General features: G+C 60.5%; 20 protein-coding genes. 10 read left to right on the top strand and 10 right to left on the bottom strand.

Annotation, left to right across the window (positions count from 1 at the left end; all coding sequences use genetic code 11):
* Window positions 1-38 precede the first annotated feature (38 nt).
* From AB4Y82_RS12535 to AB4Y82_RS12525, 3 genes are all read left to right on the top strand, one after another.
* Window positions 39-992 (top strand): hypothetical protein, encoded by a 954-nt coding sequence (locus AB4Y82_RS12535; protein WP_441611330.1) that lies wholly within the window; start codon window positions 39-41, stop codon window positions 990-992.
* 351 nt (window positions 993-1,343) lie between these two features.
* On the top strand, window positions 1,344-1,694 hold the full coding sequence (locus AB4Y82_RS12530) for a hypothetical protein (RefSeq protein WP_441611328.1): 351 nt from the start codon (window positions 1,344-1,346) through the stop codon (window positions 1,692-1,694).
* A gap of 810 nt (window positions 1,695-2,504) precedes the next feature.
* Window positions 2,505-2,669 (top strand): DUF1328 domain-containing protein, encoded by a 165-nt coding sequence (locus tag AB4Y82_RS12525; RefSeq protein ID WP_441611326.1) that lies wholly within the window; start codon window positions 2,505-2,507, stop codon window positions 2,667-2,669.
* Window positions 2,670-2,708: 39 nt separating this feature from the next.
* Here AB4Y82_RS12525 and AB4Y82_RS12520 read toward each other — a convergent pair whose 3' ends face one another.
* The 4 genes from AB4Y82_RS12520 to AB4Y82_RS12505 form a co-directional block, all read right to left on the bottom strand.
* Window positions 2,709-3,425, bottom strand: coding sequence for a Crp/Fnr family transcriptional regulator (locus AB4Y82_RS12520; protein ID WP_441611325.1), 717 nt, complete (start codon window positions 3,423-3,425; stop codon window positions 2,709-2,711).
* Between the two features lie 478 nt (window positions 3,426-3,903).
* The gene (locus AB4Y82_RS12515; RefSeq protein ID WP_441611365.1) at window positions 3,904-5,103 is read right to left on the bottom strand and encodes a DesA family fatty acid desaturase; all 1,200 of its coding nucleotides are present in this window, start codon (window positions 5,101-5,103) and stop codon (window positions 3,904-3,906) included.
* Window positions 5,104-5,430: 327 nt separating this feature from the next.
* Window positions 5,431-5,718, bottom strand: coding sequence for an RcnB family protein (locus tag AB4Y82_RS12510; protein WP_441611323.1), 288 nt, complete (start codon window positions 5,716-5,718; stop codon window positions 5,431-5,433).
* A 449-nt stretch (window positions 5,719-6,167) separates the two neighbouring features.
* Window positions 6,168-6,407, bottom strand: a complete 240-nt coding sequence (locus AB4Y82_RS12505; RefSeq protein WP_441611321.1) for a hypothetical protein — start codon at window positions 6,405-6,407, stop codon at window positions 6,168-6,170.
* Between the two features lie 655 nt (window positions 6,408-7,062).
* On the opposite strand from AB4Y82_RS12505, the gene AB4Y82_RS12500 reads away from it, so the two are divergent.
* Both AB4Y82_RS12500 and AB4Y82_RS12495 read left to right on the top strand, forming a co-directional pair.
* On the top strand, window positions 7,063-7,476 hold the full coding sequence (locus tag AB4Y82_RS12500) for a PDZ domain-containing protein (RefSeq protein WP_441605286.1): 414 nt from the start codon (window positions 7,063-7,065) through the stop codon (window positions 7,474-7,476).
* Between the two features lie 645 nt (window positions 7,477-8,121).
* The gene (locus AB4Y82_RS12495) at window positions 8,122-8,994 is read left to right on the top strand and encodes a GNAT family N-acetyltransferase (RefSeq protein ID WP_441605287.1); all 873 of its coding nucleotides are present in this window, start codon (window positions 8,122-8,124) and stop codon (window positions 8,992-8,994) included.
* A gap of 160 nt (window positions 8,995-9,154) precedes the next feature.
* On the opposite strand, the gene AB4Y82_RS12490 is transcribed toward AB4Y82_RS12495, so the two are convergent.
* Both AB4Y82_RS12490 and AB4Y82_RS12485 read right to left on the bottom strand, forming a co-directional pair.
* Complete coding sequence (locus tag AB4Y82_RS12490; RefSeq protein ID WP_441605288.1) at window positions 9,155-10,147, bottom strand: VOC family protein; 993 nt, start codon at window positions 10,145-10,147, stop codon at window positions 9,155-9,157.
* A gap of 246 nt (window positions 10,148-10,393) precedes the next feature.
* Complete coding sequence (locus AB4Y82_RS12485) at window positions 10,394-11,329, bottom strand: GlxA family transcriptional regulator (RefSeq protein WP_441611319.1); 936 nt, start codon at window positions 11,327-11,329, stop codon at window positions 10,394-10,396.
* 239 nt (window positions 11,330-11,568) lie between these two features.
* Between AB4Y82_RS12485 and AB4Y82_RS12480 the strand changes: the two genes are divergently transcribed.
* The gene (locus AB4Y82_RS12480; protein WP_441605290.1) at window positions 11,569-12,129 is read left to right on the top strand and encodes a methyltransferase family protein; all 561 of its coding nucleotides are present in this window, start codon (window positions 11,569-11,571) and stop codon (window positions 12,127-12,129) included.
* 67 nt (window positions 12,130-12,196) lie between these two features.
* On the opposite strand, the gene AB4Y82_RS12475 is transcribed toward AB4Y82_RS12480, so the two are convergent.
* Together AB4Y82_RS12475 and AB4Y82_RS12470 are read right to left on the bottom strand one after the other, a co-directional pair.
* Window positions 12,197-12,514, bottom strand: a complete 318-nt coding sequence (locus AB4Y82_RS12475; RefSeq protein ID WP_441605291.1) for an antibiotic biosynthesis monooxygenase family protein — start codon at window positions 12,512-12,514, stop codon at window positions 12,197-12,199.
* A gap of 61 nt (window positions 12,515-12,575) precedes the next feature.
* Entirely contained in the window at window positions 12,576-13,421 is an 846-nt protein-coding gene (locus AB4Y82_RS12470) for a methyltransferase domain-containing protein (protein ID WP_441611317.1), read from the bottom strand.
* Window positions 13,422-13,467: 46 nt separating this feature from the next.
* Here AB4Y82_RS12470 and AB4Y82_RS12465 point away from each other — a divergent pair, with 46 nt between their 5' ends.
* Window positions 13,468-15,783, top strand: coding sequence for an alkaline phosphatase D family protein (locus tag AB4Y82_RS12465; protein WP_441611315.1), 2,316 nt, complete (start codon window positions 13,468-13,470; stop codon window positions 15,781-15,783).
* A 140-nt stretch (window positions 15,784-15,923) separates the two neighbouring features.
* Entirely contained in the window at window positions 15,924-17,243 is a 1,320-nt protein-coding gene (locus tag AB4Y82_RS12460) for a DUF1214 domain-containing protein (RefSeq protein WP_441605294.1), read from the top strand.
* A gap of 9 nt (window positions 17,244-17,252) precedes the next feature.
* Here AB4Y82_RS12460 and AB4Y82_RS12455 read toward each other — a convergent pair whose 3' ends face one another.
* Window positions 17,253-18,749 carry a DUF1254 domain-containing protein gene (locus tag AB4Y82_RS12455; RefSeq protein ID WP_441605295.1) on the bottom strand — a complete coding sequence of 499 codons (1,497 nt, stop codon included), beginning with the start codon at window positions 18,747-18,749 and terminating at the stop codon, window positions 17,253-17,255.
* Between the two features lie 545 nt (window positions 18,750-19,294).
* Here AB4Y82_RS12455 and AB4Y82_RS12450 point away from each other — a divergent pair.
* A complete protein-coding gene (locus AB4Y82_RS12450) occupies window positions 19,295-20,575 on the top strand; it encodes a M24 family metallopeptidase (RefSeq protein WP_441605296.1) in 1,281 nt (426 codons plus the stop codon).
* 466 nt (window positions 20,576-21,041) lie between these two features.
* Here AB4Y82_RS12450 and AB4Y82_RS12445 read toward each other — a convergent pair whose 3' ends face one another.
* Window positions 21,042-21,626 carry a TetR/AcrR family transcriptional regulator gene (locus AB4Y82_RS12445; protein WP_441605297.1) on the bottom strand — a complete coding sequence of 195 codons (585 nt, stop codon included), beginning with the start codon at window positions 21,624-21,626 and terminating at the stop codon, window positions 21,042-21,044.
* A gap of 140 nt (window positions 21,627-21,766) precedes the next feature.
* On the opposite strand from AB4Y82_RS12445, the gene AB4Y82_RS12440 reads away from it, so the two are divergent.
* Window positions 21,767-22,750, top strand: a complete 984-nt coding sequence (locus tag AB4Y82_RS12440) for an MBL fold metallo-hydrolase (RefSeq protein WP_441605298.1) — start codon at window positions 21,767-21,769, stop codon at window positions 22,748-22,750.
* Window positions 22,751-23,035 lie beyond the last annotated feature (285 nt).

Here is a 23,035-nt window from a genome sequence, read left to right as displayed (position 1 = left end):
CACCGCATTACGTACTTAGGAACAGCCGTGCTTGCGCCATGATCGAGTATCACAGCCCATCTCTGCGGATGAGCGTCCAGGTCACCAACCAAAACTCGACGCTCTCTGTCGTGGGCTTGTTTAGTGAGCTGCTTGGCTCAGGTGCGCTAGATCCGCATTACGTCGTGGGGGCAAAGGATGTTTTGGCGAGCTGGCAAGCATCGTTGGCCCCGGTCGGTGGCGAACTTCACCTTCGACGCCTCGACGGCAACGTATCCGGGCTTGAAATCGTGGCTACAGCAAGGCAGTCCGTCAGGTTTGAGCGGCCTGTAGCAATGGCCACCAACGAACGGTTTGATTCGTGGGAAGGTCCGCAAGGCAGTGCGGCTTTTATCCGGCTGGGTGACCTCGGCCAGTCTCTGGATCGGCGTTTTGGAGCCATCCAGCATACGTACCGAAACGAGTCTTTCTGCGGTGACAGCTGGACATTCGCGATTAACGAAAAGGCCGTAGCAGTCGCCCTTCTAGATGGGCTAGGCCATGGTCCTTTGGCTGCCTCTGCCGTCGCAGTCGGCATTGAGGCGTTTCTCCGCGATCCTTTTTGCGCACCAGCCTTGGCGGCGCACAATCTTCACACTCAGATGGGCCCTACGATTGGTGGCGTCGGCGCCTTGGCTCATTTCGATCGTTCCTCCAAAGTCCTCACTTTTGCGGGGGTGGGAGACGTGTCAGGTCGGATCGTAGGCTCCGCCGGTAGTCGTGGCCTGGTCAGCGTTCCCGGCATCTTGGGTCGGAGAGAACCGAAGTTTCGGGAGTTTCGCTATTCAGGAGCCGAAGGCCTATTGGCCCTTCATTCGGACGGACTTCATGAACGCTGGAACATCTTGGATTACCCGGGCCTACAGTTCCGTCACCCGGCGGTAATTGCCGCAATCCTTCACCGCGATTTTGCCCGGCTCACTGACGATGGGACATTGGTAATTTTGGACCTCGCCGCCTTCACGGGCGGATAGGTGGACGTGCCATTGCAGCGGCACAGCGAGGCCGGGCCCCATCGGCCATGAACTGTCAGCTGTCTACCCATAGTGGGCACGCCTAATGCGTATTCGATGACGATCAAATAAAAACCGCCCACATGGGGCGGTCTCAAACCGCATTCCGTAGAGTCAACGAAGCTCTCTAGATCTTGTAAACAGGGGCAGCAGCCTTACGTATCACGTCAACGACGACCTCAGGCTAGGAAAGCATCGAAACGTGGCTGGCGTCCGCCTCACCTGTCACAGAGCCGGCGCGATGAACCGTGGCTCCTGCCTTTTTCGTACCGCGGACACCATGCAAAGGCCCCTTCGCGTAATGCCCACGTTATGGCGCTTCATACCAATCACCGACGCGCCATCAAGCATGCTGACTGGCTGAATCAATCTCCACGTCATCAGCCGATTGGCACTCGCCAACGGAATGTGCAACAGCTCGCCGTGGCTGAGCACGAAAAGGAGGTCGATATCGACCTGCCTGATGTCATCTTCATCGGACATAAAATGTCACTCGTGCTGCCGAACTCCATGCTGCCTAATGGACCGCTCAACGTCTGTACGGTGCGCAACATAGCCATCGCCAAAGCCATCAGGGCCGCAAGAGCTCACTCCGCCTCGGCAATTTGTTCCAAGCTGATAAAACCCTTGGACATGGTCTTATTGGGGCTGAACGCGTGCTAATTTTGGTGCCGGCTAAGGTCCGCTGCCGACCCGAAGCGGACCTTGCCAGCCAGCTAGGCCCACCCTGGAATACGACCGAGGATAGTGGGGCAACGGCATTTCGTTGGACGGGGCATCAAGCTCGGTAGCGCTCAAGACTTCGCCCTGCTCTGCCTCAGCCGCGGCCGCGGCGACTTCAGAATTATCCACATTGCATACTCCGCACCTCTGTGGCGAACCAAGACTTCAAGTCAGTCGCAGCACTGTCGAGGCCTACCGGTTGCGTGCGGCCAGTGTCGGCCCCGGTACGTGAAGGCTAAGATAAAAAGAGCGCTATTCCTGCTCGATCGAGACAGTCATGTGACGATGCGCCACCTCGTATCGCTGGGGAGCCCCGGCGATGCCAGGCGTTAGGCGGCAATCGATCAAATTCTCCCTCAGGGATTGCCAATATACCTTCGACCTTGAATAGACAAAGTTGTCATGCGCCGGACGTCGCTGCGCCTACCGCAGTGACGAGTGCGGTAGGAAAGCCGCACGCGACGTGCTGAAGAGACGGGTCGTTCGCCCCACTAACCATGACCCAGCGATGCTTGAGGTACGGCTAACTGAATTTGAAGATCGGACGTGCGGGAACGCACCGACATGGAAGGACCTAACGCGTATACCTAGCGCTGGGAATTTTGGCGCTTCGCCTGCACATATCTTTCAACGATGTGGCCGCATTGGCGTCACACCGCGATGGTTTAAAGACCACATCTTGCCAATGCCGACGTCCCTTTTCCGACGGTCGTCTGCAGGTAATCATTGGATCGCTGTTCGGAGGTCATCATGCTCTACGCATTGATATTCCTGGCTATCGCGTTGATATCAGGAGTGCTCGGCTTCTCCGCGGTCGCGGGCGCAACTTTTGGTGTCGCCAAGATCCTATTCTTCGTCTTTCTCGGGCTGTGCGCTGTGTGCCTCGTTATGGGGCGGAGCCGTCGAACCCAGTAGTTCAGTCCAATGGCTCGAAGGCCCGCCGGGTACACACGGTCATGGCGTCGTCGACGGCAGTAGCCGGTCATACTCCTTCTTGACCACCGCGTAGCACTCGCAGGTGCGCCGCTCCAGCCCGGCACGGTCCACCACTGTGATGTGCCCGCGTTGATAGCGGATCAGCCCGGCCTGTTGCAGGTTTCCGGCCGCTTCAGTGACGCCTTCGCGGCGCACACCAAGCATGTTGGCAATAAGCTCTTGTGTCATGACTAGTTCGCTGGAGTGCAAACGATCAAGACTCAACAGGAGCCAGCGGCAGAGCTGCTGATCGAGCGAGTGGTGCCGATTGCACACCGCTGTTTGAGACATTTGGGTGATCAGCGCCTGCGTGTAGCGCAGCAGCAGGTGAAGTACGGGGCCGGCGCGATTGAACTCCATCAGCATCAGTTCGGATTTCAGCCGAAATCCTTGGCCGGCACTTTGGACCAGCGCCCGGCTTGGCGTCGATTCACCGCCCATGAATAGCGAAATGCCGACGATGCCCTCGTTGCCAACTACGGCGATCTCGGCGGAAGCGCCATCCTCCATGACATACAGTAGAGAGACAATGGAAGTCACGGGAAAATACACGTGACTAAGCCGGCTTCCCGATTCGTAGAGGACTTTACCGAGCGGCATGTCCACAGGATCAAGGTGAGGCGCCCATCGTTCCCACTCGGCATCTGGCAGTGCGGCAAGTAGGCGATTATCTCGCGGGTCGGAAATGGCCGGCATACCTGTCCTCTTCGCGGTTTACCTGCTTACTTTACCACCGCTCTTGCGGACCGGAGGGCACGGCACGACGGGCCCCGCGGCGACCGGTAAGTCCGCCAGGCAGGCTTCCGGTCCCGTCAAAGGAGCGATGAGGGGCTTGGGACTGCAAGCTAGGGGTACGGTGCCCGCAAAGAGCCGTCAGCCCATGTCGTATCTCGACCGGCATCAGACCTAACGAAGCCTTGGTGCTGATAGGCAGAGCCGAGCTCCCATGGTCCACTCATCACGCGGGGCTCCAGAATGCCGCGCCCACCACTGCATCGGCAGTTCATCGAAATGCGATGAGCCGCGTTTGACAGCCGCGCGCAGGCCGAGTCATCGGTTCTGGTTTATGTGATCCTGATCGATCGGGGCTACGTCGCGCGATAGATGGAACGCCCTGGAGTGGGCATCGACAACCGGCACAGTATGTCGACAACTTTGGGCCTCGCACCGGGTTTCATTGAATCTTGTCTCCAAGCGGAGCGCGCTGCGCGATCAGGCCTTCGCTCAGTGAGAAGGCGAACCGCTGGAGCGAATCTATACCACTGGCCTGAGCTGCGCTGACCCATGCGGTGAGCGCTTCTGCCGTATGGTCGGTGTTACGCGATTCCATCAGCGCAGCCAGCTGGGTTCGCAGTTGACAGATGGTGCGAAGGTAAGGTCTGGCGTTGATCCACGCATTCAAGTTGGCCCGCTCATCGGCAGAAAGCCATCGTCCACCATCAGCCAACGCTCGGTGCAAGCGCATGGAGAGCGGCGAACTTTTGCTTCGGCGCATCTCGTCTTTGACCGCCGGCAGCGTCACCTTGCGAAAGAACGCCGTCATCACCTTCACCCGTGGCGCAAGAGGTACAGGGCGTGCCGCTCCATAGTCCATTCGTGACCGCTCAACGTGGGCGACCCGCCTGACGCGTGCCAGTCCAAGTGCGGCAAGCACCTGGATAACCAGCCAGCCAATGTCGAATTCAAAGCGCCGCACAGAGAATTTTGCCGAACTGGGAAAGGCGTGGTGGTTGTTATGCAGCTCCTCGCCTCCCACCCAGATTGCGAAAGGCAGAACATTGGCGGACTTGTCTGGCGTCTCGAAGTTTCGATAGCCCCACCAATGTCCGATGCCATTGACCACACCCGCAGCCCAGAAAGGTATCCACATCATCTCCACGGCCCAAATAGCCATGCCGCCCACGCCGAATAGGGTGAGGCTTATCACGGCCAATAGCGTGGGACCCCAGTTGCAGTGAGGCGTGTAGATATGGCGCTCGATCCAATCATCCGGCGTGCCGCGGCCATAGGAGGCAAGCAATTGCTTGTCCTGGCTCGCCATGGTGTAGAGCTCAGTGCCCTTCCAAAGCAAGGTGTGGATACCGGCAATGTAAGGACTATGCGGATCGTGCTCAGTGTCCGCATGGGCGTGATGCTTGCGATGTACCGCCACCCATTCGCGAGTCACCATCGAGGTGGTTAGCCAGCTCCAGAATCGAAAGGCATGCGCGAGCGCGGGGTGAAAATCCACCGACCGGTGAGTCTGACTGCGGTGGAGGTAAAGCGTCACCGTGAAAATCGTGAGCTGAGTCATCACGAGAAGGTAAAGCAGCATCGTGACCACGTCTGCGCGGAGCACGCCGTGCGAAGCCATGGTCAAAAATCGGTCAATCATTGATTGATGCATAACTAGTGCGATCGCACTGCAACGCCGTGTCGGTTCGATTTCGGCTTGCGCACTTCCCGTTGTTAGGACCTTGGCCTGGTTCGTGGGTACAACCGTCATGTTTGCCGCACTGGCAAAGCGGAAGCGTCGGCGCTAGGGCAGCGCGAGAGCCTCGTTGGCGCGGCTCACCTCCTTTTCCGCCCCCCCGTGTGCGGCGAAAAACGATGGATGGCAGTCAACGGATTTGCCCGTTCCAACCCGACGAAACCTACCTCCAGGCGACCCGAACATCGATCGCTCCGTCCGGGAAGCCGGGAGTCGCAACTGACATGTCAATTAGTGCTGACGACTGATGCTGGTGATCATGCCGGAATTGTTATCAACTAGCAGGAAGTCGCCATTGTCGCCGCGTATCCAGTGGGAACCCTGAACAGGTTCATTCAGGTGCTCGTTCTTCCACTGCTGCACGGCATACGTATCGCCGCGGTACTCGGCAGGTACAACACCTCCCTCTTTGTACCAAACTTCGTTGCGACCGTTGATATGCTGCACGGTTGTCGTGGTTTGAACCGTTTTAACGGTGTCTCCCGAACTTTGGCCAATAGGTTGGGCTTGTGCAGCCATCGCGACACCGGAAAGTACCAGCGCAGCTCATGTTGCCAAAACGACTTTCGTTTTCATGATTTTGTCCTTGGTGGAGGCGGAGCCCGTGGTATGCCACAGGCCAACAGCAAGGTGCGTGCGATTGCGCGCTTTCTCAGGACGTTGAGTCGCGCTAGAGCCGTCGATGCTGTCGGTCGAGCATGGGCTTGTGGCGAGCATGAGTCGGTACGGGAGACCACATAGAGTGATCAGGGCAGTGTTTGTGAATCGTCTCGACAAATTCTTCGCGCGCGGACGTACCGGCCAGAGCCCGGCACATGTGAATCCCTTCGTAAAGCCGTTGAGAAAGAAATGAGCAAATGGTTCGGTAGGCATTGTTCCATGCACCGACCAACCCTCCGGCTGCCATGTTCCGGTCATCAATGTCCACTTAAGACAAACCCCGCTCGTGGGAAGGAGGTTGAACCTCCTCAGCGTATCTGCGTGCCAAATTCTTCACTCCAGGGCATGGATTCGATGTAGCGCTGAAGGAAGATATGAAGGCGGGTCCGAGAGGTGGGGTACGTTGACTGGCCGTCCAACAACTGGCCCTCTTGGCGGATTTCTTCCTTGCCCCAGTGAAAAGTGGCCCGCCATCGGGTCTGTTTATCCATGACCCGATAGGTAGCTCGGTAGTGGACCTGTAGATGTACACCCGCGATATCGACCATGATTTACTCCATGCAGGCCATTCGTGGCTTCAATCCATATCCTTTGCAAAGGCACCCTGCTAAAACGGGACCCGGCCGCACTGAAGGCATGCCTGCTGTTCTCACAGCATGTACGTGAAGCGTCCAGGCATCTGTGCGGTGCGCAACACAGGAACCAGTTCCCCATGTAACAAACATAATGAAGGCTGCCGCTGCGATAGCCGCTGTGGTAAGCCAGCCGAAGAGTAGGGGGGTCTTATCGAAACAGATTCGAGACTGGCGAGAGGGGGCGCTTTCATCTCCCGAGTGCCCAAGGCCATCGACCTAGATAGGCAGCTGGACGATTACTATCCTGGCGGACTGACCGTTGGTGACCATATCCTGGCCAGCAGCGCACGATTGGACATCTGGTAGCTTGAATGGAAAGGTCCGCTTTCGACCCAAAGCAGACGCCAAAAGCTGGTGAAAACAGAGTCTGGTTTTGCAGGTCGCTAGCCGATTGCATGATGGTTTTGTGAAGGCAGTGCCGGCGGAAGGCGGGTGCTATAGTTTTTCAGCGCCGGTAGCTGCCGGCTTGGTTTCACTGGCGCACTCCCATGTGTGGAAGCCCCCGGGCTGTGATTCTTCCTAGTGCGATGCTTCCACTGTCCTTAGCGGCTCAGGAAGAGGTATCGCTATGAAGACTTCGACACTTGCATTGGTGGCATCCACGGCGCTTGCGATGGCTATGCCGGCTTTTTCGGATGACGGTCCATCGGGCCAGGACGGTACTTTGTCCTACAGCGGGAATTTTCTTGTCTGGAAAGATGCAGGCCATCGCATCGTCTTGACGACGGATGCATTCCAGCGGGTTTTCGTGAGCCAGGTTCGGCCTGACGGTTGGATGGGATTGCACAGCACCGACCAGATAGAGCGGATCGATGGGCAGCCGGTGCGCTGGGTGGGACAACTCGTCGGGCAGATGAAGAGTCACGCGCCGAGTCCTGTCGTGCTTACCGTTAACCACCACGACATCGACATGCGCATTTACCAGCGACGAGACCTTCAGTTTGCGCGGGTCGATTACGCGAAGTTCATCCCGAAAAGCTGATCGTCTTGTGACACAGGGTTGAAAGTCGGCGTCGCGCTTCGGGTTGGACCTGCCTGTTTCCTGGCGCTGCTTTTCCTGATGGATTCTTTCGCATTGATCACTCCCTGGCGCGCATGACCATCTTGGGCATGCGCGCCTGGCGAACAAACGCGCGAAATTCGTGGTCCGTGCGTACCTATGAATTTAGATGATCTTGCTTCGGCTTCGGGCCATGGTGTGCAGGCAAAAACGGACGCTTTTCGCATCAGTCAGGCTGAGGATGGAAGCTGGTGAAGATTTGGCAGGGTCAGYCATGAACGCAGAAGAGATAGCCGAGGTCCAGGCTCGGTATAGCCATCTGGTCAACTATGTTGATCAAGACCCATGCGTTCCGATAGATCCGATGTCTTACATCGACTCGAATGGTCTACCGCTTCGCACTACGCCTATGCTGGCGGGCGTGAGGACACGGTGGATTTTTTGCTCTCGAATGGGGCAGACACTTTTATCCGAGATAGCTTTGGCCGACTTCCTGACGAGTGTCGTCGGGGCGAATAAGTCTTGGACGGGCAATCGTCTGCTTGCGACCGAAGCGGACGACGTCCGGAGCCTGCCTTGAGGGGCTGTCCGCTTGACGTTGTAAATTACCTGACCTAAGTTAGGTATATGGATGATGCCATCAAGCGTGTTCGTCGTTTCAACCGGGCCGTGACGGCAGCAGTCGGCGCGCTGGACGAGTCCTTTCTTGGACGCGGTCGGCCGCTGGGGTCTGCTCGCGTCATCAATGCCATTGGGCACGGGCGAACCGACGTCGCGGTGCTCAGGGAGTACCTGGGTGTCGAAACCAGTTTGATGAGCCGCTTGTTGCGCGGCCTTGAAGATGAAGGCCTGGTCGAAACGGTGGTGAGTACGCAGGACGCGCGCCGCCGCGTCGTGCATCTGACCAAGACTGGGCGATCGGAATTTCGGGCGTACGAAAAGCTTTCCAACACCCAGGCCGACGCGATGCTCGCCGGCCACGCGCGGCCAGACGAACTGTTGGCAGCCATGGATCTCGTGGCCTGCGTACTTGGGCGCGACCGCGTCATCATTGAAGAGGCGGACCCTAAAGGGGAGGCAGCCACCTACTGCCTCGGCGCCTACTATGCGGAAATCAGCAGTCGCTTCGAGCATGGTTTCGACGTATCGCGTTCGCGGGATCCGGTCGCCGCGCAGATGACGCGGCCTCGCGGCGCGTTCCTGGTCGCCTGCTCTGACGATCTTCCTGTTGGCTGCGTGGGGTTGAAGGGAGGCGGGCCCGGCGTGGCGGAGATCAAGCGGCTCTGGGTGGCGCCTTCTGCGCGTGGCATCGGACTTTCGAAGCGCCTGATGGCCCAGGCTGAGCGAATTGCGCGGGAGCTGTCCATCAAAACGCTCCGCCTGGATACCAATCGCGCATTGCCTGAGGCAAAACAGCTCTATCTCAAGACGGGATGGAAAGAGATCGATCGCTTCAACGACGATCCCTATGCCGATAGCTTCTTTGAGAAGCAACTGTGATGTCAGCGCACGGCCGGCTGTCGCGGGAGGCTGTTCAAGCGAAACGAACGGCGTCGAGTCGCTTGGCGCAGTAACGCGGTATCGATCGAGCTTCTGCTGTCGGTCCGAAGCAGCCCTCCAGGTTTGCGCCATGCCCGAACAGTGTCTGGTCGTGTGCTCTCTACAGCCGCGCGCCTGGACAAGGCGAGCCGCCGGCCTGTATCGCGTGGAATTCGATGGAGAGGCCAAGGTCTTCCTGCGTGGGGGCCAGGAAGGAATCGCCGGACAGGCCGCGATAAGTCGCCAGCTTGTGCTCGTAGCCGCGCTCGACCCAGCGCTGCGCACGTTCGAGATCACTCACCCCCAAGCTCACGCCCAGGATGCGTGGGCCGCCGCTCGCCATGGTCTGCTGGGCCAGCCCAGCGCCGTCGGGTTGCAGTGCCAGCAGCGCGGTCGGGCCGACGGGCACGCAGAATCCCTTGGCGCCGAGTGCGGCCAGCTTTACCGGCACTGCGTTGCCGTAACCCATTTTCTCAAGCTGCCGGCGATCGGCATCGGCGTCGCCCGATACCAGCCATATCGACGAAAGCTCGCGCGCGCCGTTGGGGTGTTCGCGCGTCACGCGGTAGTCGTCGGCATTGGCGGGGTCGAACTGATCGGGTGCGTAGCCAGCCGCGTAGTCGATGAAAAAGGTGTTGCTCGACAGCGGTGCGCGGTCGAAGGCGAACAGACGCCAGCCTGGCTTGGCGCTATCGGGCCCGGAAAAAAATGGCGTGACGGCGTAATGCAGCGACTGCAGTGACTGGTGGATCGTATCGAGCGACGAAGAGCGAAAGCCGAACGTGCGTGAACCGGGGCCGCCTTTCAATGCTTGCTGATCCTCTTTCATGCCCGGATCGAACGTGGGATTGGGCCGTGTGATGCCGAGCAATTCGATAAAGCTGCTATCCGAAAAGCGGATATAGCGATTGGCCACGCCATCAGGGTCGCGCCCTGGCCGGACTTGAAAGCCCAGCTTGACCGCCATGACCGACGTGACCTGGTCGATCCCGCGGCCCCACAGCAGGATATGGTCGAGTCGCGTGGTGGGAGCCACCGGTGCGGCTGCGGCCGTGGCGGGCTGGGCGGCGGCGAAACACACAAGACATGCTGAAAGAAAGGGGATCAGGCGCATGCGTATCCTCACATGAACGTGGATGGTGCTCTCGTGCAGGCCGCAGAAGTGATGACGCCTGCGGCTGCGATGAATCGAACAGCGGCCATGGGCGGGTCGGTGCGCTCGCCACCTGGCCAGGGGACTCTCGGCGCTCTTTTATGCGTGTTCCGAACGGCGCCTACAAGGACAATTTCCGGACAAAAACGGCCATCTCGGATCGGGCGCAACGCCTTGCATCGCAAGCGTCGTGGTAGCCCGCGGCGATCACCCGCCGGCGCTGCGGCGTAGCGACAGTGGTGACATGCCGAACGCGCGCACGAAAGCGCGACGCATGCGGCTCGCGTCTCCGAAGCCCGTGGATGCCGCGATGTGGTCCAGGGTGAGGTGGCTGGTCTCGACCGCGATGCGGGCGGCTTCCAGGCGCAGGCCTTCCACGACTTTTGCCGGCGTCGCGCCGATTTCTGCCGAGAAGGCGCGGGCAAAATGGCGGGGACTCATCGCGGCGCGCTCGGCCAGGCGCTCGACCGTCATCGGTTCGGCAATGCGTGTGCGCATCCAGTTGATCAGGTCGCCGAAGCGTCCGGTCTTGCCACCTTGGTCCACCAGCACGGAGTACTGCGACTGCCCGCCGTGTCGTCGCTGGTGCACCACGAGCTGCTGCGCCGTGCGCCGCGCAATGCCAGGGCCGAAGTCGTCTTCGACCAGCGCCAGCGCCAGGTCGATGCCTGCGGAAATGCCTGCCGAGGTCCACACGTTGCCGTCCCGGACGAACATCCGGTCGGCATCGAGCCGTACCTGCGGATAGAGCAATCGGAAACGCTCGGCGACGGCCCAGTGCGTGGTCGCGCGCCGGCCATCGAGCAAGCCGGCCTGCGCGAGAAAGAACGCGCCGGAGCAGACACCCGCCGCTCGCCGCCACGCATCGTCGCCGAGCCAGTTGACGATGTCGCCCTGGTTCTCTTCGATCTGCGCGAGATTGCCGCCCGATACGATCACGGTGTCGAACGGCTTGCGTTCAATCGGCGAGGCCGCCAGGCTCACCCCCGACGAACTGCGCACGACGCCGCCTCCGGGGGCCAGGACGGTAATCGCATAACTGTCCGGCCGAAACCGATCGGCCATCTCGAATACCGCGACCGGGCCGGCCGCATCCAGCAGCTGAAATCCCGGAAAAACAATGATGGCGATGTCGCGTCGCATGGTGGCAGTCGCATGACTCGGTCCAGTGTCGAGAAAGTGGCGTAACTGCAAGGCGTGCGTCAAGGCCATGATCACGAGCAGCGAAGCGAGCGGGCCAATTTCGCTGAAGACGAAGTAACGGGATCGCTTTCACTTGCTGGGCCAGGTCCGACGGAGGATGCTGGCGGGGTGCGGGGCCAGCGCAGTGTGATGCGTGGACGGTCCGCGCTTCTTATCCAGGCACAAGAGGCGGAGACGGCATGAACATGGTGCGCAACCTGGGCCTGGTCGTTTTTTTCGTGTGGTTGATCATCGATGCCTTCGCGGTCTTTCGCCTGAAGACGGGCACGGCGGAGAATCGGGATCACCGGTCATTGAAGTTGCTGATGATGGGTGGTCCGGTGGTCTTCGCCATCTGCATCGCCTTGTCCTACGGGGCGGTGGGAAGCTTGAACTCAGTGGCCCTGCAATGGGCAGGACTGGTCGTTCTGCTGATCGGCATCGCCGTGCGTTCACTCGCCATCGCCCAGTTGGGCCGGTTCCACACACCGAACGTGGCGATTCGCGGCGATCATCAACTCAAGGAAGAAGGCCTGTACGCCTATGTGCGCCACCCAAGCTATCTGGGCGCCATGATTGGATTCTTCGGCTTTGCCCTGACCTTGAGCAACTGGCTTGGCGTGATCGTGATGGTGAGCCTCACTACGTGCCTCTATCTCTATCGCATCAAGGAAGAGGAAGCGGCGCTGGCCGAGGCGTTTGGCGACGCATTTCATCAGTACGCGGTACGCACCAAACGCCTTGTTCCCTGGGTCTACTGACCGACGCCGTGGAGGCCATGAAGCCGTGGCCTCAGGGCGGGTGAAGCGATTGTGTCGCCGCCGTCCCTTATGGCGCCATCGGGGGGATTTCATCGAATGAGCCGACGGGCACTTCGGAAGAGGCAAGGCCTTCCAGTGCGCTGTCCAGCTCGTGATATTCCCCGGCGAAACGCTTCTTGAAGGTCTCAAACGCAGCGGCGGTCTGCCAGCGGTCCATGGTGAGGTATCGGCCCGCATGTTCGCGGCTGCGGAGCAGTCTTACTTCAAGAAAGCCAGGGGCTCGCGCAAACAGCTGAGCCCACGGACCGTCGGGGCCATAGGCTGTTTCAAAAGCCGTCCGTTGATCCTCGGGTACCAGGAACTCCCAAACGGTGGCGTAGCTCATGCTCTATCCCTCCGGTTTGGGCGCGGCTTGAACTGCTCCGTCGGCTTGCGCTTTACGGAAATCAGACCACGCCAACGGCCAATGTGAAGCTCTGGAGAAAGTGGAAATCGGGGCGGCGCAACGCATAGTCGGGATGGTTGGGGTCGCACAGGCGCATCACTTCTTCATGATCGCTGCTCGACAAATACGCTTGCAGCCGCGAGCCCCAGGTGCCGCGAAAAATGGCATTCAGCAGGTAGTTCTCGTCCTCCAGCCGCAAGGGGGCGAGGCGTTCGATCATGAAGGTGCGCACATGCACGTCCCGCAATCCGGCCTGGCGCAGCAGGCCGGCGATGGCGCGGATGGAGGTGAGGTCGCGCTCGTCCAGCTGGTATCGGTCACGGTAGTACTGCCGAACGGCCTCGTTGACCAGGCGCTCCAGGCGGGAATCCCAGGCGAAGTACATGTCGGGCAAGAGCGAGCTCTGACCAAGCGCAACGCGCCCGCCAGGGCGAACCAGAGCCATCAGGGCTTGCAGGCCCGCAACCGGCGAGCGGAGATGGTTGATCACGTTCACTGACCAGACCAGGTCAACACTGGCCGCCACCATCGGTAGCGCCAGAATGTTTCCTTGCAGCAGCAGTGAGCCGCTCTTGGCGGCCGTGCTGTGCGCCGCCCTGACGTGTGGTGTCGCCAGGTCCATGCCGATCGCGGCGCCGTCAGGGCCGACGTCGTCCGCCAGCCATGCCAGTGCCTCGCCCGTGCCACAGCCTGCATCGAGTATGCGCATGCCGGGCTTCAGCGCCAGACTCGCGATGGCCTGGCGTATTTCCGGTGCGGCGAAGGCGTTGAACAGCCGGAGTTTGTCCGCGTAGTCGCGCGACGCCGTATCGCCAAGCAGTCCCAACGTGGTTGTCGGACGAGTCATGGGATCACGCATGCCTGAGTGGGAGCTGCGGTGGCCGAAGGCCTGTATGGCCTCGACCGTGAGCCATGCCAAGCCTAGTGGGCGTTCAGGGATCACGCCAGCGGCAAAGCTCGTGAAGAAAAACTGCCGCTCGGGGGACGGGCAGGGGAGGTCATGGGTCATATGTCCATCGACACGGGTCGCTGACCGCCCCGGTCGATATGCTGCCAGCCGCCATGCCATGCCATGCCGAGCCGTCCAGAGGCTGCCTGGATCATGGCTCGCGGCATCCATCATTGAGACACACATCATGATGCAGCTCACTCGACGTCAGTTTCTCGCAGCTGCTGCCGCGTTCGGCGCGGCGGCCATCTGGTGCAGGCCGATGTTTGCGAAGTCGAGTGTGGCGTGGCGCCCATGCACAGAGCGATACCCCGAAGGCGTCGCCTCCGGCGATCCCACGGCCGAGAGCGTGATGCTCTGGACGCGTTATCCCTCCGCCGATGCCCGCAAGCGCTGGACACTTCAGGTCGAAGTGGCCGAAGACGCTGCCTTTGAGCGCGTCGTCGCCAGTGGCAAGGCGCGGGTATCGATCGCGTCCGATTGGACTTGCCGCGTGCTGATCGGCGGACTGAAGCCCGCGCGCGAATACTGGTATCGCTTCACGGACAGCGAGGGCCATGGCAGCCGCATCGGCCGCACGCTGACCGCACCCGAAGAATCGGACGAGCGCCCCGTACGCTTCGCCTTCGTTTCATGCCAGAACGCGAATGTGGGCGCACAGAATGCATACCGGCGGATGATTTATGAAGACGAGCGTGCCGCTCCGGAGGATCGTCTCGGGTTCGTACTTCACCTTGGCGATTTCATTTACGAACTCGTGTGGTATCCGGAAGACCGGCCGCAAGGCATGTACGACCGGCGCATCCGGGATGTCGTTCGCTACGCGCACGGCGAAAAAATAGACGACTTCCATGTGCCGACCACGGTGGACGACTATCGCGCGGTCTACCGTGCCTACCTGCGCGACCCGGATGTGCAGGACGCCCGGGCACGCTTTCCCTTTGTGTCGATCTGGGACAACCACGAGTTCAGCTGGCAAGGCTGGCAGAGTCTGCAGAAATTCGATGGCAAGACACGGCCCGCGCAGACACGCAAAGTTGCCGCCAACCAGGCGTGGTTCGAGTTCCATCCCGCTCGCGTCAAGACACCGGGTGAATCGCTCGAATGGTTCACTGCGCCCAGTGTCGTGGATGCACCCATCGAACACTACGATGATGCAGGGCTGGGTCTGGAAGCGAACAATCTGGTCGCACTGGCCAGCCTCACCGGCTACCGTGCGCTGCGCTGGGGCAAGCATGTGGATCTGGTCATTACCGATCAGCGTAGCTATCGCTCCGAAGAGCCCGTTGGCCGACCGGAGGCCAAGGTTTTCTCAAGCAAGGACTTCCCTCAGTTCATTCCGCAGGAAGTGCAGGAGATCCTCGACGCCGGGCGCACCTACAACCACGGAAACCCGCCTCCATCGATTCGCTACGATGGCCACGACGTGGACAACTTCTGGCGCGACAAGCCCGCCCAGACCATCCTGGGTGCCAGGCAGAAAACCTGGTTTCTCCAGCAGTTGAAGATGTCGGACGCGACCTGGAAGATCTGGGGCAATACCACCGCCACGCTTGATATGCGCGCTGACCCGCAGAACTTGCCTGCCGGATTGACCAGGCCGTGGCCGGGCGCCGGGTATGCAGGATTCGGCGGTGGCGACCATGGCAGCGCCTATGTCGAGCGCGCCGAGATCTACGATTTTGTCGCGCGCGAAGGCATTACCGGATTTGCGACCGTCGCCGGCGACCGCCACAGTTTCTGGGCCGGGCTGGCTGCGAAGTCGTTGCCGCCTCAAGCCTTCGAACCGGTGGGTGTGGCCTTCGTGGTCGGTTCGATCTCCGCGCCTGGCATGGTGGAGGCGATGGAGCACAGTTTCCCCAAAGATCATCCGCTGCGCCCCTTGTTCCTTGCCAACAGGCCGGGCGTGGACAAGCCGGCGCCGACCATCAACATGCTGCTTCGCCACGGCGTTCGGTCCTGTCTGGAGTACGCCAAGAGCGGCGACCTGGCAAAAGCGCGTGCCATGACGAATACCGACAACGCGCCCCATCTGGCTTTCGTCGATATGGGTGGGCACGGCTATGCCGTCGTGCGGGCGTCAGGCCATGCGCTGGAGACGCAGTTCGTCTGCCTGCCGCGACCCCTTGAGCGCAGTGATCGCGAAGACGGCGGCCCGCTGGTCTATCGCGTGCAGCATCGCGTATCGCTGTGGGAAAAGGGTCAGTCGCCGCGTCTTGAGCAACGGATGCTGGAGGGCGATGCGCCATTCTCGGTTTGAGAGAGGAGGCATCGTGGCGCAAGCCGCCGTACTTCCAGCATCGACGATAAGTAAAAATACGCGCCAAAAAACCGTACGTTTGCTGTCGAAATGACCGGCCGGGACAGTGCACGCTGTTGCGGTGCCAATGGGGAACGGTCATGAAAGCTTATGCGCGGTACCTGAGTGTTGCTCTGGCGGCGTTCGTTGCCGCAATGGCCCATGGGCAGACGCCAACGCCCGTGCCGAACGACCAGGACATCAGCGATAGCTATATCTATCTGCTCAGTCGACTGCTGGTGCTCAACCAGGAGCAGGCGGACTTCAGCAACGGCTTTCAGTGGAACCAACTCGTCCACCGCAAGGTGGGTGAGGTGGACTGGCCCAACCCCAATCTTGATGTCGCTTATTCGGAAGCCTGGGTGGCCATCGATGAGAAGAGCTGCGCCTTGATCACGGTGCCGAAGGTGAAAGACCGCTACTACACCGTGCAGTTCCTCAACGGCTGGGGTGAGACCCTGGCGAACATCAATGAACGCGTTTATCCGCAGCGTCCTGATGGTGAGTTTGCCGTGTGCCTGAAGGGCGCCGTGGTCCAGCTGCCGTCAACGACGCAGCGTGTGGATGTGTCCGCCAAAGTGCTGCGCGTGCTTTCCCGCGTTGAACTGGGAGCAACGCCGGACGAGGCCGTGGTGCTGCAGAAGAAGTTCAACATCCGCACCAGCGGTCACCCTGCCGCGCCCGAGGTGCCAAAGACGGTCAGGTTCGACATCGAAAAGTTGCCAGGCGTAGAAGCATTCGACTCGGCCACCGTGGCGCTGGATAGCGCCGCCGATATCAACCCGGGCATGGACAGGCTACAGGCGAGTACGCGCGCCGTTGCCAGGGCGATCAAGGATGCGAGCGTGCGTCAGCATGTCGATCAGGTGATTCGCCAGCAAGCGATTCCTGCGATCTACAAGGCCTCGCCAACGCTCGGCGATGGCACGGTAAAAGATGGCTGGGCGCTGCCCACAACGATCGGTGTGTATGGCAGCAACTGGTTGCTGCGTACCTTAGTCAACCTTGGCGGCATCTGGGCCAACAGCTATGAAGAGGTGATTTACTACAAGGCCTTTATCGATCCTTCGGGCAAGCCGCTCAATGGCGATCACTCCTACGCGTTGCGCTTTGAGAAGGAGCAGCTGCCGACGCTCTACGCGACGTACTTCTGGTCAGTCATTGCGGTGGATTCGGGCCATCGCCGTGTTCTTCCCAATCCACTCAAACGCTATCTGCTGAGCAATTTTTCCAAGCTGAGCTACGGCAAGGATGGCTCACTGACATTGTATTTTGGCGCCGCCAAGCCAAGCGGCGCACCCGATGGCAACTGGATCCCCACGCCGAAGGGAACAGGCTACAGCCTGACCTTCCGCTTCTATCGACCCAAGGGTGCTGTGGCTGATCGCAGCTACTTTCCGCCGGCCTTGAAGGAGCTGTGAGGCTGGCGGCTAGGGCGTCTTCAACACCGAGGGCGGCTTCCACGTGCCATTGGTGATGGCGGCGTCGGGCCAATAGGCGCGGATGTAGAGCGAGAAGTCATCCGCCGGGGCGGGCAGCCAATTGCTCTCTTTGTCCTTGCCGGGAGAGGCGTGCTGGACATAGAGGGTGAGCGATCCATCGGCATTGGTCTTGAGGTCCCGGCTCTTGGTGCCCAGGGAATAGCGATTGAGCGCATTGGGCTCGAACAAGTGGTGCTTGTTGTACATCGTCAACGACCAGAACCCTTTTACCGGCGGCGTCTGGCCCTTGGGGAAGGTGATCGTATACGCATGGTTGCCTGCGCCATTGAGCCTGATGCCCTTGGCGTCGAAATCGGTGTAGATGTATCGCGTTTCCTGCGGCGCGTTGTCGTACATGTTCGACTTGGCCGTTGCGGTGCGCGACAGATAATCCACGCCCCAGTTGGCGCCATTGGGCGGCGAGGTCCAGCCGTTGCCCACTGGACGACCGTTGTTACGGAACTCGAACAGCGGCGCAATGATTTCCTTCTCTGAGGCCACGGCGGTCTGCACCAGCGCCTGCTTGAGCTGCGGATCTTTGGCGGCGGCATCCAGCACCGACTGGATCGAGGCGTACAGTGACTCCTCACCCGGTTGCGGGGGAATCTGCTTCATCACGACAGGCAGCTCGTCGAAGAACTTCTCCGGAACGACCCACTGGATTTCGCCCGCTCCGCTGCTTGGCGGCGCGGGGTAATCGGGCGTCTTGTGCCAGTCGATGGTTTTCATCTTGCCGTCGAACTTGTCCAGCGGATAGACCATGATCTGGCTCAGCGTTTTCTGTATGGCCGCTTTATCCTCGGGCGTGTCGTCCATAAAGGCGCGCGGCAATACGACCGCCAGATCCGTGGTTGACCGGCAAACTCCGGTGATGCCCTTGGGTACCTGGCCTTTCCAGTTGGGGCCTGCCAGCAAATAGAAGCCAGGCTTGGTGCCGTATTGTTTGCCGATCGTACAGAAAGAGTCGGTTCGCGCATCGGCGATCTGGTAGACATAGAAGCGGTCGCCAAAATCGGGCACTTGAACGACGACCGGCAGCGTATCGAGATGCTGATACCCCGAGCCGTAGACGGTGTCCTGGTTCGGGCAGGTGATGAACTTCTGATCCGCCTTGAGATAGTCGGTCAGCATGCTGATGGCGCCCGGAGGCGACACGGGGAGGATGCCGCCATTGCGGCCGGGTCCGGGAAGCTTGGCCAGCGCGAGCGACCGGTTGTAGTTGTTGACCAGCGGCCAACCCCAGATGTACGCCATGCGACCGATGGCCTGGACATACTCCTTGGTCATCATCGTGCCCTCAGGCGTGCCCTTCAGTTCACTGGCGTGAGCAGGGGCCGGGACTTGAGGCGATCCCGCTTGAGCATCGGTCGACGGACAGGCGTGCGCCAGGCCTCCTGCGCCCAACAACACCAGAGTCACCGAGAAAAGTGGAAGTGCTCTGGACATGACCATGCCTCCAGTCGGAAACCATCTTGCTGCACGGCTCGTGGGTGCAGAACGCCGCTATCCAACCATAGGCAGGCGAACGTCGCCTCTGTGGTACTACCGATACGAGGTAGGTAAAAACACCTAAACGCGCCGCGTCGACAGCGGCAGGGATGGGATGACTGCCGGGCCTCTGGCCGGCAACGAGCGGCTCGCTGCCCGTATGCATGGGGCATGACCGACAGATGCGACATCGCTCCCATGACAGTCGGCCATCAGCCACTGGATGAAACGAGATGGACGTCCGAATTCGATCCGTCGCGAACGCATGACATCGATGCGCGTTCATACGCAATGCTCACGGCGGGCGACGATGCGCGTCAGGCTCTTGCGGCGCGAGCCTGCGCGAGGGGCATGGCGTAGAGCGCAGGCGTAGAGCAACGCCGCATGGTGAACCAGGTCGTGGTGATGGCGCAAATGCTATCTGACACCACGCCGGACAGTAGTCGCGTCGCCAACTCCGGCCTCATACTGCGAGGCATCCTTGGTATCGGTCCGGAGTTTTCATGCGTCGTCGCGACTTTCTCACAGGAGCTGTAGCCGCCACCGCTGCTGCGTCCACCCTTATGCTGGCCGGCCGCTCGGCGCAGGCCGCGCCTGCCGCGCAAGCCGCCCCCACCGGGCTGGCCGGATTGACGTCCATCACCGGCGGCGCCAAGCCAATTACAGTTGAGGAGCGACGCTCACGCATCGCCAGGCTGCAAAAGCTGATGGTCGAGCAGAAGATCGGCGCCTTGATCCTGGAGTCGGGCTCGAGCCTGGACTACTTCACCGGCATCCAGTGGCATCGCTCGGAGCGTACGACGGCTGCGGTGATTCCGGCCCGGGGCGACATCGTCGTCGTGACCCCGGCCTTCGAAGAGCCCTCGATCCGCGAGACCCTGGCCGTGGGCGACGATGTGCGGCCGTGGAACGAGCATGAAAGTCCGTTTGCCCGCCTGGTCGGCGCACTGCGCGACCGCGGCGTGACCTCCGGCCCGATTGCCTTCGAAGCCACCACGCGACTGTTCATCGTCGATGGTGTGCGCGACGCAAGCGCCGGCGCTTACACCGTGGTTTCCGGCGACGCGCTGGTGAGGGCCGTGCGCCTGATCAAATCCCCGGCCGAACTCGCGCTGATGCAAACCGCCAACGACGTCACCCTGGCCGCGCTGCGCTACGTCCATGGCCACGTTCGCGCCGGCATGCGCCCCGACGAGATCGCCACCATGATGAACGCCGCCACCGAGGCCCTGGGCGGCGCGCCGGAATTTGCCCTGGTGTTGATCAACGAGGCCAGCGCCTATCCGCACGGCTCGCGCCAGCCGCAGACCCTGCACGAGGGTTCGGTCATCCTGATGGATGTGGGCTGCGCCGTGCACGGCTATCAATCGGACATCTCGCGCACCTGGGTGATGGGCAAGCCGACCGCGAAACAGCGCAAGGTCTGGGATACCGTCAAGCGCGGCCAGGAGATTGCGCTGGCCACCGCCAAGCTGGGCTCCCCGGTGGGCGCCATCGACGATGCCGTGCGCGCCTACTACGAAAAGGAAGGCTGGGGCCCCGGCTACAAGCTTCCCGGCCTTCCGCATCGCACCGGCCACGGCATCGGCCTGGACGGCCACGAGTCGCCCTACCTCGTGCATGGCGACGCCACGCCGCTGGCGGCGGGCATGTGCTTCTCCGACGAGCCGGGGCTCTACATTCCCGGCGAATTCGGCATCCGCCTGGAAGACTGCTGGCACATGACCGAGACCGGCCCAAAACTTTTCACTGAGCTCGCCAAGTCGATCGACGACCCGATTTGATGGGTTTCACGAGTACTGACGAGCGTTGGGGAAACCTCCGCTCTGGACTCGAAGCGGAGTCAGGTACAACCAGAAATCAGGCGGTGCGTCAGATTCGCTTCCGACCCGAAACGGATACGCGAAGGCGAATCTGGCGCGAGCATCGGAGGGAGCATGGCTGGATGGATCTGGCTCGGCTCAAATTTGACGATGGTTCTGGCCGTTGCTGGCGACGTGTGCTGCGACCCCATCTATTCAATAAGGGATCTCATCCAGGCGATACAGTATGTCGAGAAGCAAACTGGATACTTCGTTGCCATAGAAAAAAAAGATACACCATAGGCACTGCACTCGACGACCTGCCGCAATACTCGGACAGCCTCGAAAACCGTTCGTCCAGAGCGTTCAAATGTCGAAATATCGCTAATCTCGTATTTGCCATACCAAGGGTAAAGACGAGTCAGTTCATCGGACGAGTGCGTCCGGCTTAAGTAAGGTCAAGCAAACCAAGGGCCTGCTTTTGCACCCATTTGAGGGTGTCCTCGGCGACACTGGCTTTGCGAAACACCGCGCTGCCCATAGTCAATGTCATCAGCGTCGCCGCTTGGGCACGCGCCATTGGCCGCCGGGTGCCGCGTTGCGTGATGAGTTCTTCCAGCAGTGCGCACATACGCTGGATATGCGCGCGCCCGAGTTCAGCCAGCTCCGGGTCGCTGGGGGCTAGCTCCACGATGGCATTCACGCAAAAGCAACCACGATCATCAGGCCGGGTGTCCACCAGGGCTCTTACCATGGCGCGCAAGGCGTCGTCGGTATCCTCGTGCTCATCCGCCAGTGCCTTCATGTCGGCGTAGAAAGCATCGGCATAGCGCCGATAGGCATGCAGGAGCAGCTCACGCTTTGAGCCAAACGCTGCGTAAAAACTTGATCGGCTGAGTTGGGTTGCCTCGGTGAGGTCATCCAGCGAAGTGGCCTCGTAGCCTTTGCGCCAGAACACGCCCAGGGCGTCACCTAGAGCCACCTGTTGATCGAACGATCGAGGTCGGCCAGCGCGGGACATGGTTTTTGGCATGACGTCATCACCTTGACAGCGTGTGGGTGCATTGTGGACCATCCAGTCCAGAATGTGAAACCTCGATTTTCTCCCTGCCTCGACGGTGCAACGCCGCGAGGTACCCATGTTGCTCTCCTGCAAACAATAAGGTCACGATAATGAAATCTTCGGGTGTGTTGATGCGTGCCGGCCTTGCAATGGCCGTGATCCTTGGCTTGGGTGCCGTGGCAGCGCCAGTGCAGCAGGCGCAGGCGGCGGCGCCGCAGATCAGGAAGTCCGGTGCGGCGTACTACCGTTTCATGCTCGGAAAATTCGAAGTCACCGCGCTCTCCGATGGCACGACGGCGTTGCCCGTCGACCAGTTGCTGACACAGACTACGCCTGAGCAGGTGAAGAAGGCTCTCGCGGCGAACTACATCAGCATGCCCTACGAGATGAACTTCAACGCCTTTCTGATCAATACCGGCGACAAACTCGTACTGATCGATACCGGCGCAGGCGCACTGTTTGGCCCCAACCTGGGCAAGATGGTCGATGCGCTGAAGGCTTCGGGCTACACCCCTGAGCAGGTGGATGAAATCTACATCACCCACATGCACCCGGATCACATTGGCGGCCTGGTGGCCAACGGCAAGGCCGTGTTCCCCAACGCGCTCGTGCGCGCCGACAAACGCGAAGGCGATTTCTGGCTGAGCCAGGCCAACCTGGATAAGGCCGGGAAGGATGACAAGGGCTTCTTCCAAGGTGCCCAGGCCGCACTCAAGCCATATGTGGATTCCGGCAGGTACAAGCCGTTTGATGGCGCTGCGGAGTTGTTGCCTGGCATCAAGTCCGTGCCCCTGCCCGGCCACACACCGGGACACGCGGGTTACATGATCGAGAGCGAAGGCCAGAAGCTGCTGGCCTGGGGCGATGTGATTCACGTGGGCGCGGTGCAATTTGCCCAACCCACCGTCACCATTCATTTCGATGCGGACAACAAATCTGCCGAGGCAGCCCGTCTGAAGCTGTTGGCCGACGCTGCCAAGCAAGGGTACTGGATCGCCGGCGCCCACTTGTCGTTCCCCGGCGTGGGCCACATCCGCGCTACCGGCAATAACAGCTATACCTGGATTCCGGCCAGCTATACCGCTATCCACTAAACGCAGGTAGAACGAGCAGACCGGGGCTGCGGGCTGTGGCCCCGGGGCTGCAACATAGCGCTGAATTGATTGTGTCAGCGTGTGTCATGCAGATTACGAAGGCAAAACTGGGGTCAGAGTGGACTTTCCATGCAAGCGGTCGGGAGAAGTGCACTCTGACCCCAGCTTTCTCTCAATAAGGTAAATCTATGGATGGAGAGGGAATGGAGACCGTATGTCGGGCCTGTGGCCATCAAAGGGGCCCGGGCTCTTCTGCCCCTGAATGGCAGTGTCCTTCTTGTGGCA

Source organism: Dyella sp. 2YAF14 (assembly GCF_052114725.1).
Taxonomy (GTDB): domain Bacteria; phylum Pseudomonadota; class Gammaproteobacteria; order Xanthomonadales; family Rhodanobacteraceae; genus Dyella.
The sequence above is the reverse complement of the archived record's forward strand: the minus strand, read 5'-3'. Positions and strand labels throughout refer to the sequence as shown.